Below are 12400 nucleotides of genomic sequence, written 5' to 3'. Positions count from 1 at the left end.
TTATTTATTAAGCACGACGGAGTCGTACCATTTTCACTTCTTATATCGGGATTAACCTGCCGTTCGCCTTACTTTTCACGGATGAAAAGTAAGCAAAAATCCTTGTTGGCCTGACGATATATCCCTATATCGCAGTCCAACGTAGCGGCATCCATGCCGCCCTCACGATAGCCAAGACCATCGCTTCCCCCTTCTTTTAAAAAGAAGGTTGGTTTATTTCTTTTTAGCAAATGCGTTGTCTAAGTAGTCTTCAAACGCGTAGTAATTAATGCGTTCATATAACTCTTTACGCGTTTGCATAATATCAATCACGTTCTTTTGTGTACCTTCTGTACGCAAGGTTTCATACACAGTTTCGGCTGCCTTGTTCATGGCACGGAAAGCAGAAAGCGGATAAAGCGCAAGGCTTACATCGGCAGATGCTAATTCTTCAGTGGTAAACAGTGGTGTAGAACCAAATTCGGTAATGTTCGCCAAAATTGGGGCGCCTGTCTTTTGAGCAAATTGCTTGTACATATCAAGCTCGGTAATTGCTTCAGGGAACAACATGTCTGCACCCGCTTCAATGTAGGCACCTGCACGATCAATTGCAGCTTGTAAGCCATCTACGGCCAATGCGTCGGTACGTGCCATAATCACGAAGCTGTCATCACCACGTGCATCGACCGCAGCTTTAATACGGTCAACCATTTCTTCTTGAGTCACAATGGCTTTGTTCGGACGGTGACCACAACGTTTTGCGCCCACTTGGTCTTCAATGTGCATTGCCGCAGCACCGAATTTGATCAGTGCTTTTGTCGTACGGGCAATGTTAAATGCAGAAGCACCAAAACCTGTGTCCGCATCGACCAATAAAGGAAGATCACATACATCAGTAATACGGCGTACGTCTGTCAACACATCATCAAGGTTACTGATTCCTAAATCAGGTAAGCCTAAAGAACCAGCGGCTACACCACCACCTGATAAGTAAATCGCTTTATAACCTGCACGTTTTGCCAAAAGTGCATGATTGGCGTTGATGGTTCCAACCACTTGTAATGGCTTTTCTTGGGCTACTGCATCGCGAAATAGCTGACCTGCGGATTGTTTAGCCATTGTTATGTTCTCCTTGTGCTTGTAGCAGTGTTTGCTCAATAATTTTGTAAGAAGCATTGATATGTCGATGCATGAGCAGCTCGGCAAGTTCACCATCACCTTCTGCAATTGCATCTAAAATACGGATATGTTCGTCCCAAGCTTTGCTAGGTCGATCGGGTGTGTTTGAAAATTGAATTCGGTACATGCGGATGAGGTGATAAAGCTCATCACATAGCATTTTTTCTAGGGTTTTATTGCCACTACTTTTGATAATGCAGTAGTGAAAATCGTCCTGCCCTTCTTGCAAGTAATATCCTTTACCTGCTTTAAAGTTTTCATCTTCGGCATGCATACGCAATACATCACGTAGCGCCAAAATTTGCTTTTTATCAATATGCTGTGCAGCAAGTTTGCAAGCCAAACCTTCTAATGACGCACGGATCTGGTAAAGCTCTTTAAACTGTTGCAGTGAAAGGGAAACCACGCGCGCACCCACATGTGCAGTACGCTCAACCAAACGTTGACCTTCAAGGCGATGAATCGCTTCACGTAATGGCCCACGGCTAATGCCATAAGTGCGTGCCAGCTCAGGCTCAGAAATCTTGCTACCTGCCGGAATTTGACCCAAAACAATCGCCGTCTGTATTTGTTTAAATACATTCTCGGTCAGTGTTCTTCCCTGACTTTGTAGTGGCTCTGGTGCGTGGGTCAAATCTTGCATATTGTCGACAATTTTTAATCAATTATGAGTTTTATAGCGGTATGAATGAAAAAAATCAAGGTGATTGTTGACACTTTACAGAACGCATCAGGTCAATTTTTATAGCCTGACCGCTTATATCACCTTATATTTAAAGCATTAAACCACTTGCCAGTTAATATTTATAAAACAATAATTTAGTGTCAATTTGTCTATAGTTTTATGACTCTTTCTTAGTTACGTTTTAGTCATTAAACTTTTGTTTCAAACTTTAGTCTACAACCAATGTATTACAGCAAGATTGTAGACAATCTGCTTGAATGAAAGCATGAGTTATAAATTAGTATCTATTTACCGTAATTTCTTTTAAATCTTTTTATCATTTTTAGCCAGAAAATATCGATATTAGTGAAATTATCAGGTGCTTCACGGTAGCTTTATTGATACATTATTGAGCATCGACATAGTTGTGGCGTATTTTTCGAGACAGAAAAAACCGAGCACTATGCATATTGTTGAATGAAAGGACTTTTTTGATGTTTCAACATATCCCCCCATACGCAGGCGATCCAATTCTCTCTTTAATGGAACAGTTCAATGCTGACACTCGTTCTGGAAAAGTGAACTTGAGTATTGGTCTTTATTATAACGAAGACAGCATTGTTCCTCAGTTAGAGACCATTATCGAGGCGCAAAAGCGTATTGAGCCTAAGAACGGTAAAACCAAACTTTATTTGCCAATGGAAGGCTTCAAACCTTACCGTGAAGCAATTCAAGCACTTTTATTTGGTGCAAACAGCCCAGCAGTTAAAGCTGGCCGTGCTGTAACCATCCAAACGCTTGGTGGTTCAGGTGCATTGAAAGTTGGTGCAGATTTCTTAAAAACTTATTTCCCAAATTCAGATGTTTGGGTAAGCCAACCAACTTGGGATAACCACGTTGCGATTTTCAACGGCGCTGGCATCAAGACTCATTTCTACCCATATTTCGATAACGAAACACGTGGTGTAGATTTTGACGGTATGTTGTCTACACTTAAAACTTTGCCTGAGCAAAGCATTGTGTTATTACATCCATGCTGTCATAACCCAACTGGTGCTGACTTAAACCCAGCGCAATGGGATCAAGTAATTGCAGTATTAAAAGACCGTAACCTTATTCCATTCCTAGACATCGCTTACCAAGGTTTTGGTGACGGGATGGAAGAAGATGCGTATGCAATCCGTGCTTTAGACCAAGCGGGTCTAAACTTCATTGTGAGCAACTCGTTCTCTAAAATCTTCTCTTTATATGGCGAGCGCGTTGGCGGCTTAACTTTCGTATGTGACGATGCAGAAGCTGCTCAGTGCACATTTGGTCAGTTAAAAGCGACTGTACGTCGTATTTACTCTAGCCCTCCTACAACAGGTGCTTGGTTAGTTGATGAAGTGTTAAATGACGCTGAACTTAACCAACAATGGCAAGGCGAAGTAAAAGAGATGCGTGAGCGTATTATTAAAATGCGTAGCATCTTGAAAGATGAACTTACTAAAGCATTACCAGACCGTGACTTTAGCTACCTTGTAAACCAAAAAGGTATGTTCAGCTACACAGGTCTAACTGCTGAGCAAGTGGATATCTTGCGTGAAGAATATGCAATCTACTTAGTACGTAGTGGTCGTATTTGTGTAGCAGGTTTAAACATGAACAATGTTTACACTGTTGCTAAAGCAGTTGCAGAAGTACTTGCTAAATCAACAGAAGCGGCATAATACATCTATAAAAAAAGGCGCTTCGGCGCCTTTTTTTATTTCTCGATATTAAGATTTGGTTTTGCCCCAATATTTCAGTTTTGAGGTATGACCAATACCCACATTAAAACTATTGGTTGGGTCGAGTTTTTGATAGAAATTGGCTAATGCAGGTTTGGCAATGTAAAGGTGCCCAACATTATGCTCTGCTGGATATTCAGCACGGCGCGCATCGAGTAATTTCCACATTTGATGTTCCATTTCTAACGGGTCATTGCCCTTTTTAAGAATATAGTCCTGATGGAACACATGACAAAAGAAATGCCCATAATAGAGTTTATGGATAATTTTCTTTTCCATCTCGGCTGGTAGTTGCTCTACCCACTCACGGTCATTACGACGTAACGCAATATCAAGCGCCACAATATCTTCAACTTCACTACGATGCGTATCACGATAACGAATTGCCGCCCCTGCAATAGCAAAACGGTGTAAAAAAGCCTTTCGGCCTTCCTCTTCGCTACATACGAAATAGTGTCCTGACTGATGGACTGCAAAATATTCTTTTAAAAACTGCTCGGTCTGAGCTTTTGAATTATTTTCGACACGCAGCACTAAATGATGCTCATAACGATCTCGATATTCGGTCATACGCTTCGGCAAATGACTGGGTAAAAAGAAGGTAATGGCCTGTAAAATGTGATCTGTTAAGCCTTTAATTTTAAATCTTTCTAAAAACCCATCGACTTTATCTTTCATCGCAAAGGCTTTTGGAACATTGGCTGTGCCAAATTTCTCAATAAATAAGAATGTGTCTTTTCCGTACTTCTCACCAATCAAATAAGCATCTCGGTGAATATACTCACCCGCAATCGGCAAGCTTGGTAGTGAGGTCAGTAAGTAACGGCGAATCGCTGTTAAATCATCGGCATCATTCGTACCTATATAAAAGACATTACTCTCTACTTTTTCATAAGTATCAAGACGAACCGCAAACACACAGACTTTACCTGCCGAACCCGAAGCCTCAAACAAACGTGACGGGTCTGCATTAAAACGAGCAGGCGTATCTTCATCAACTTGGGTCACATCATGCGCATAGCGATGATCCGATGCCTGCTTTTCGCTATCATCTAAAATATCTGCGGCTTGATATTTCTGCTTCTCTAAACGTGTCAGAATTTCTTCAGGAGTCGAACCTAAATTCACCCCTAAATGGTTCACTAGTTCTAACTGACCAGTAGCATTCACTTGAGCATATAATGCCAGTTCAGTATACGCAGGTCCACGGCGTACCAATGCACCGCCCGAGTTATTACAAACACCGCCTAGTACTGATGCCCCAATACAAGATGAACCAATCACCGAATGAGGTTCACGGTCATAGCCTTTTAAAATTTGCTCTAAATTGTCTAAGGTCGCACCCGGTAAACAAATCACTTGCTTACCATCATGAATAACTTGTATACCCTTTAATCGGCGCGTACTCATGACCAACACAGGACGGTCATAATCATCACCATACGGGGTCGAACCACCAGTGAGTCCTGTATTTGCTGCTTGCATAATGACAATACAATCTGCCTCAATTGCTGCCTGCAAAACCTGCCATTGCTCTAGCAAGGTACCCGGTACCACTACAGCAAGTACTTTCCCCTCACCAAAACGACGACCTTGACGGTATTGACGCGTACTTTGGTCATCGGTCAAAACATAAGAACGCCCTACAATATTTTGTAAGCGTTCGATCACTGTTTGAGGAGAAAATGTTTGCATGATGGTTTCCTTTTGGTCATCCATACCACATAGTTTTTTAAAAATCAGAAAAGCTCGACGGAGTTTTTCCGTTTAGAACTAATATTTAAAGTAGCTAATTCCATTACTTTTGTTTTGGCAAAAGTAATCAAAACCATTGTCACTTACAGAACCTGTTCACTGCATCCATTTTCCCAGTTATATTGCAAAAACAATACCTTGCTCATGCTACGCAGGCTGTAAGTGACGCTTAGCACTAGCAGTCTCTAGGTGTTAGATTTAATTTAAATTGGCTACGCGTTGGCGGCAGGGATGCCGCCTGTTGAGCAACTGTACAAGGAAGTACGGTTTGCTCAACAAAAGGTTTTTGGTTACTTTTGACCTTTCAAAAGTGACAAATGCCTATATGTAAAACATTAGCAAATCACCAAATTCTGAGGCTGTGCTTATTGCTTCACTTAAAAAGTTATTTCTTAAAAACCTTGTTTCATCGCTTGCACTAAACAATCCGCATTAATATCCGAAATCGACTTAGCACCCGTAAGCGTCATCGCAACACGCATTTCTTTATCAATTAAATCAAGTAAGTTCGACACCCCTTGCCCACCTGCTGCTGCCAAGGCATACACAAACGCACGGCCAAGTAAAACCGTATCGGCCCCAAGTGCCAACATACGCACCACATCTAAACCATTACGGATGCCTGAGTCGGCCAAAATAGCCAAATCACCTTTCACTGCATCGGCAATTGCAGGCAACGCACGAGCAGACGACATCACACCATCTAACTGACGACCACCGTGATTTGATACCACAATCCCATCTGCCCCAAAACGCACAGCATCTTTGGCATCTTCAGGGTCTAAAATACCCTTAATCACCATTGGGCCATCCCAAAATTCACGAATCCACTCAAGGTCTTTCCATGAAATGGATGGGTCAAAGTTCGAGCCTAACCAGCCGATATAATCTTCAAGCCCAGTTGGTTTACCTAAATATTTAGAGATGTTACCCAAGTCATGCGGACGCCCCATTAAACCGACATTCCACGACCAATGTGGATGGAACATAGACTGCATATAACGGCGCATCGCAGCATTTGGTCCACTCATACCCGAATGAGCATCACGGTAGCGCGCACCCGGCACAGGCATATCTACGGTAAACACCAGAGTTGAACAACCCGCCGCTTTTGCACGTTCCAAAGCATTACGCATAAAACCACGATCACGTAATACATATAACTGGAACCACATTGGACGGTTAATTGCAGGTGCAACTTCTTCAATCGGACACACCGAAACCGTTGAAAGTGTAAATGGTATGCCCTTTTTATCGGCTGCCATTGCGGCTTGAACTTCACCACGGCGCGCGTACATACCTGTTAACCCCACAGGCGCCAAAGCAACTGGCATCGATAAGGTTTCGTTAAACAGTTTTGTCTCTAAACTTAACGCTGACATGTCATTCAGCACACGTTGACGCAATGCAATTTCTGACAAATCTTGTACGTTACGCTTTAAGGTATATTCCGAATACGCTCCACCATCAATGTAATGAAATAAAAATGGAGGTAAGCGACGTTGTGCCGCAGCACGATAATCATTGCCAGAAGAAATAATCATTTTGAATCAACTCTATTTAAACGATTTGCACGTTTCTGGCGAGCTTCATCTTCATCCAGAGAACGCACATGGTTAATCACAAATTCAATATGACCGCAGACAGCTTGGCGTGCGGCCTCGGGATCTTTACGATCAATAGCATCCATCACCTGAAAATGCTGCTCGCTCAGCAAGTCACCATTTACGGGGTCGTTATAAACTTTCTTACGCCCTAACAAGACGTTGTATTGCAGCAAATCAAATAGACTTCGCATCATTTGAATCAGCACCACATTGTGAGATGCTTCAGCAATCGCTAAGTGGAATTCAGCATCCGCGACCGCAGCCTGTGCTGAGTCACCCGCATTTTGATGGCGACTAATTTCATTAAAATAATGATGAATTTTGGCGCGATCTTCTGGGGTCGAACGTAACGCGGCATACCATGCAGTCCCCCCTTCAAGTACCAAACGCGACTCTTGCACATCAAAACGGTATAACGGATCTTCTTCAATCAGGTTACTAATCGGGTTCACAATCAGTTGTTGTGGCCACTGCTCAGGTAACTGCTGAATATAAGTCCCATCACCACGGCGACTACTGAGCACGCCTTGACTATTGAGCTGTTGAATTGCTTCACGCAAAGACGGACGAGAAACTCCCAAGCTAGTTGCAAGCTGGCGTTCAGCAGGTAAACGGTCACCTTTTTTCATGTGACGCTCTTCAATTAATGCCTGCAATTTCATGACCACTTGATCGGAGATTCTCATCGCGTTTCCTTCACTGGAGTTATGGAATCATCCACGGCACCAGATAAGCCTGAACCGTAATAATGATGCCAACAAAGACAGTGAATATGATGCTATGTTTTACCGTGAAACGGAACAAGTCGGACTCTTTTCCAACTAAGCCTACTGCTGCACACGCAATCGCAATCGACTGTGGAGAAATCATCTTACCTGTTACACCACCACTGGTATTAGCAGCCACCAATAACACTTCTGGAATACCAATCTGCTGAGCTGTGGTCGCCTGTAATGCCGAGAACAAAGCATTTGAAGAGGTATCTGAACCCGTAAGGAATACACCAAGCCAACCTAAAAATGGTGAGAAGAAAGTAAACGCATGACCCGTATGCGATAGAGCCAAAGCCAAAGTTGCAGATAAACCTGAATAGTTCGCAATAAAAGCAAACGCCAACACCATACCAATCGAATAAATCGGTGTTTTTAGCTCATTGAGCGTTTCACCGAAGGTTGTTACTGCATCACTTGCTTTCATTTTTAAGAAAATAGCAGTGATGATTGCAGCAATAAAAATTGCAGTACCTGTTGCAGAGAACCAGTCAAACTTATAAATCGCTTCGTATGGCTTCATCTCTGCCACAATTGGCGGCATTTTTTCGACCAATTTATGCAAATACGGTACTTCTAATTTAAAAATCCAGTGCTCAAGAGCACCATCTTTTGCAAATAATGCTTTAAATGGCTTAACACTCCAGATGGTGACCATCACCGTTAAGATGGCAAATGGAGACCATGCCTTTACAATTTTGCTAATGCTATAACGTTGAACCGTAGTAGGTTGCTGAGTCAAAGTCTGACCCACTTCAGGTTCAAAACGGAAAATATGTTTTGGTTTCCAAACCCGAAACAATAAAGTTAAGCTCACCAATGAAGCAATTGCTGCGGTAATGTCTGGTAACTCAGGGCCAATAAAGTTAGATGTAAGATACTGGGCAATCGCAAAAGCGCCACCACCGACCAATACCGCAGGCCAAGTTTCTTTAACTCCACGCCAGCCATCCATAATCGCCATGATCCAGAACAGCACAATGATCACGAGAAATGGCAACTGACGACCAACCATTTGGCTAATTTCCATGGTGTCTACACCAGAAACCTGCCCTGCCACAATAATTGGAATACCCATTGCACCGAATGCCACTGGTGCTGTATTTACAATTAAACACAAACCAGCAGCATAAAGTGGCTTAAACCCTAAACCAACAAGGAGTGCAGCGGTAATTGCTACAGGAGCACCAAAACCCGCCGCCCCTTCAAGGAAAGTACCAAATGCAAAACCAACCAATAGCATTTGCAGACGTTGGTCTTCGGTAATCGACAAAATGCTGGAGCGAATAATCTCAAACTGACCTGTTTTTACCGAAATTTTGTATAGAAAAACTGCCCCGATAATAATCCATGAAATTGGCCATAGACCGTAGAAGAAACCGTAAATGATTGACGCAAAGGCCATTTGACCCGGCATTTGATAGAAAAATAATGCAATCAATAATGCAATAATGACTGTGCCCGTACCCGCGATACTGCCTTTTAAACGAAAAACAGCCAATGCCAAAAAGAAGAAAATAATCGGGATTAATGCAACCGCACTGGACAGCCAAATATTATTTAAAGGGTCATAAAGTTGTTGCCACATATTGAGCATTGTCATCTCCTTGAAATGCCGGGGCGAATTTTTGTACCTTAAATCCTTAAACATTTAACACAATTGGTATGACCAATTAAAAATTAAGTGCAAATGTTGTTCCTTAAACCACAGATCGCATCATAAACACAGATATTGATAAGATCAATCATTAAATTAACACCATAATTGGTATGACCAATAGTACTAAGCAAAATCAAGTAATTCCTAATTTATAAATTCATTTATTAGACTAAAGTCGTAAAAATCTTTCTTATAAATTTAGATATAAACTACAGAAATGAAGTGAAAAATTTGAATATAAAAACTATAAACGTACTAATTTGATGATCTATGTATAATGTGCACACAACTCAAACCACATGTATTGAATTGAATAATGACTACTTTAACGTGTTTTAAAGCTTATGATATCCGAGGCAAACTCGGCACCGAATTGAATGAAGAAATCGCCTATAAAATTGGCCGCGCTTACGGACAAATCTATAAACCAAAGACTGTGGTTGTAGGTTGTGATATTCGTCTAAGCAGTGAGGCTTTAAAACAAGCGACCATCCGCGGGTTAAATGATGCGGGAGTGAATGTGCTTGATTTAGGCATGACGGGTACTGAAGAAGTTTACTTCGCCGCTTTCCATTTAGATGTACAAGGTGGTATCGAAGTTACTGCAAGTCATAACCCAATGGATTATAACGGTATGAAATTGGTTCGAGAAAACGCTCGTCCAATTAGTGCCGATACTGGTTTAAAAGAAATTCAGGCTTTAGCAGAGACCAATAACTTTGAAGAAGTTAGTCAAAAAGGTATAACTCAAAGCTATAACATTTTGCCTGAGTTCGTTGACCACCTAATAACTTATATTGAACCTGCAAAAATTCGCCCACTGAAGTTGGTGGTAAACGCGGGTAATGGTGCAGCTGGTCACGTGATTGATGCCATTGAAGAAAAGTTTAAGGCGCTTAACGTACCAGTTGAATTTATTAAAATTCACCATGAAGCAGATGGTACTTTCCCAAATGGCATCCCTAACCCAATTTTAATTGAAAACCGTGACAGTACCCGTAATGCTGTAATTGAGCATAAAGCGGATATGGGAATTGCCTGGGACGGCGACTTCGACCGCTGTTTCTTGTTTGATGAAAAAGGTCAGTTCATTGAAGGTTACTATATTGTTGGTCTATTGGCTCAAGCTTTCTTGATTAAGCAATCAGGTGAGAAAATTGTGCACGACCCACGTTTAGTGTGGAACACATTTGATATCATAGAAGAATACAAAGGTGTTGCCGTCCAGTCAAAATCTGGCCATGCATTTATTAAAGACGTTATGCGTGAACACAATGCTGTATATGGCGGTGAAATGAGTGCCCATCACTATTTCCGTGACTTTGCTTACTGCGACAGCGGCATGATTCCTTGGTTACTCACCGTTGCCCTACTCTCTGAAACAGGACAATCTCTCTCAACACTCGTTGAAAATATGATTACCAAGTTTCCTTGCAGTGGTGAAATCAACTTTAAAGTAGCCGATACACAAGCTACGATTCAAAAGATTTTCGACTTCTATGCCGATCAAAATCCACAAATTGACCGTACCGATGGTGTCAGCCTCGACTTTAGTGCATGGCGCTTTAATGTGCGTGCTTCAAACACTGAGCCTTTACTACGTCTCAACATTGAAAGCCGTGCCGATCGCCAAGCTCAGCCAATGCAACATTATGTAGATGAGTTAACTGGGTTAATTAAGTCTTAATATCTTTATTTTTAAAGAGATGGAAAAATTATTTTTCCATCTCTTTTATTTTCATCTAAAGCCTTGCAAACTATAATGTTTTTTCAAAAATATTATTTTTATTTTTCTTCAATATTAAATTAGATAATTTGTTAGAGAATTGGATTGCAAAATCATCAACATATCTACTATATAAAAATGAAAAAGTTATAGTAAAAAACAGAGAGACAAATATAGAAATTAGTGCAGAAGTTAGAAAGTTAAAACCTTCATTGAAAAATATATTAAATATTGGAGTTCCTAAAATATACATAATAGGAATATGAATTAAATATATTGAAAATGACAACTTACCTAATAATAAAAAAATATTTTTATTAAAAAAATTATCAATAAGATTGGATTTAATTGATGCAAAAACAATTAATCCTCCTCCAAAAAAGTTTAGAATATTATATGTCCTTTCCCCTAGTATTTTACTAAAAAAATTATAACTAACACTCTCATTATGGGCTCCACAGAAATACAAGCCAACAATAAAAAGAAAAATACATACAAATTCAGGAATTCTTCTAGAAAAAAAATATAGAAAGTGCCCAAGTATAAAACTTAATATGCCTAAAAAAGCTATAAATGATAATGACATCGAAGCCAAAATACTTATTAAAATTAACAAATATTTAATAATATTATTTTTTTGAAAAAAACAAATAAAATAAATAATTAAAGAACCTAATAGTTCTATTTGCATAGTCCACAGAACAGGGTTGTACTTTGCTTCTCCAAAAATAAATGATCCTATCGCACCAGAGTATATAGCATCAAATAAATTAGGAGCTGTAGAACCTACTGAACGAAACCATTCCGATACATTCTCCAGATTAACAGAAAAATGAAGTATAGCCCACATTAATACACAAGAAAAAATTGCAGGTATAGCTAATCTAGGATAACGCTTAATTAAAGATTCTTTTAACTTTTTTTTTGAATCTTTTGATTTTAAGAAAGATAATGTTAACACATAACCACTTAATACAAAAAACACAAAAACAGCCCCTGTACCAGAATAAAAAAAAGCAAAGGGGGAATTATATATCGATTCAATAAATTCAAATTTTGGTAAGTTACTACTATAAAAATTATGTAGTTGAGGAAAGAAAGTTCCAAAAAAATGTGAAAAAACTACGGCTAGACAGGCTAACCCCCTTAAACTTTCAGCTGAGTGTACTTTATCCATTAGAAATACTTTTATTAATAAAAAATCTTCAAATATAGTTAGAAAATAATTCTAACACTTTTAATATCTTAAAAAATATCTGATTAAATGCTTTAGTTTTCTATAAACTAAAGC

At 40.0% G+C, this 12400-nt stretch carries 9 protein-coding genes and 1 pseudogene; 3 read left to right on the top strand and 7 right to left on the bottom strand.

Annotated elements, in window-relative coordinates:
- Window positions 1-213: 213 nt before the first annotated feature.
- Window positions 214-1098: a methylisocitrate lyase gene (gene prpB / locus KTI79_RS14775; protein ID WP_086376379.1), complete on the bottom strand. Its 885-nt coding sequence runs from the start codon at window positions 1096-1098 to the stop codon at window positions 214-216.
- Window positions 1091-1801, bottom strand: a complete 711-nt coding sequence (locus KTI79_RS14770) for a GntR family transcriptional regulator (protein ID WP_086376378.1) — start codon at window positions 1799-1801, stop codon at window positions 1091-1093. The genes prpB and KTI79_RS14770 overlap by 8 nt, the downstream gene beginning before the upstream one ends.
- A 45-nt stretch (window positions 1802-1846) precedes the next feature.
- Between KTI79_RS14770 and KTI79_RS14765 the strand changes: the two are divergent.
- Both KTI79_RS14765 and KTI79_RS14760 read left to right on the top strand, forming a co-directional pair.
- Window positions 1847-1981 (top strand): annotated as a pseudogene (locus tag KTI79_RS14765) (hypothetical protein).
- Window positions 1982-2316: 335 nt separating this feature from the next.
- The gene (locus KTI79_RS14760; protein WP_013199242.1) at window positions 2317-3531 is read left to right on the top strand and encodes an aromatic amino acid transaminase; all 1215 of its coding nucleotides are present in this window, start codon (window positions 2317-2319) and stop codon (window positions 3529-3531) included.
- 48 nt (window positions 3532-3579) lie between these two features.
- Here KTI79_RS14760 and dld read toward each other — a convergent pair whose 3' ends face one another.
- From dld to lldP, 4 genes are all read right to left on the bottom strand, one after another.
- The gene (dld, locus tag KTI79_RS14755; protein WP_199964133.1) at window positions 3580-5286 is read right to left on the bottom strand and encodes a D-lactate dehydrogenase; all 1707 of its coding nucleotides are present in this window, start codon (window positions 5284-5286) and stop codon (window positions 3580-3582) included.
- A gap of 452 nt (window positions 5287-5738) precedes the next feature.
- Window positions 5739-6890, bottom strand: coding sequence for an FMN-dependent L-lactate dehydrogenase LldD (gene lldD / locus KTI79_RS14750; protein ID WP_004706043.1), 1152 nt, complete (start codon window positions 6888-6890; stop codon window positions 5739-5741).
- The gene (gene lldR / locus KTI79_RS14745) at window positions 6887-7639 is read right to left on the bottom strand and encodes a transcriptional regulator LldR (RefSeq protein WP_086376376.1); all 753 of its coding nucleotides are present in this window, start codon (window positions 7637-7639) and stop codon (window positions 6887-6889) included. Before lldR ends, lldD begins: the two co-directional genes overlap by 4 nt.
- Window positions 7640-7658: 19 nt before the next feature.
- The gene (gene lldP, locus KTI79_RS14740) at window positions 7659-9326 is read right to left on the bottom strand and encodes an L-lactate permease (protein WP_171304916.1); all 1668 of its coding nucleotides are present in this window, start codon (window positions 9324-9326) and stop codon (window positions 7659-7661) included.
- Window positions 9327-9699: 373 nt separating this feature from the next.
- On the opposite strand from lldP, the gene KTI79_RS14735 reads away from it, so the two are divergent.
- Entirely contained in the window at window positions 9700-11070 is a 1371-nt protein-coding gene (locus KTI79_RS14735) for a phosphomannomutase (protein WP_086376374.1), read from the top strand.
- A 70-nt stretch (window positions 11071-11140) separates the two neighbouring features.
- On the opposite strand, the gene KTI79_RS14730 is transcribed toward KTI79_RS14735, so the two are convergent.
- Window positions 11141-12286: an acyltransferase family protein gene (locus tag KTI79_RS14730; protein ID WP_086376373.1), complete on the bottom strand. Its 1146-nt coding sequence runs from the start codon at window positions 12284-12286 to the stop codon at window positions 11141-11143.
- Window positions 12287-12400: the final 114 nt, after the last annotated feature.

Source organism: Acinetobacter sp. WU_MDCI_Abxd143, from assembly GCF_025514195.1.
GTDB lineage: Bacteria > Pseudomonadota > Gammaproteobacteria > Pseudomonadales > Moraxellaceae > Acinetobacter > Acinetobacter pittii_H.
This window is presented reverse-complemented; position numbering and strand designations above follow the sequence as displayed.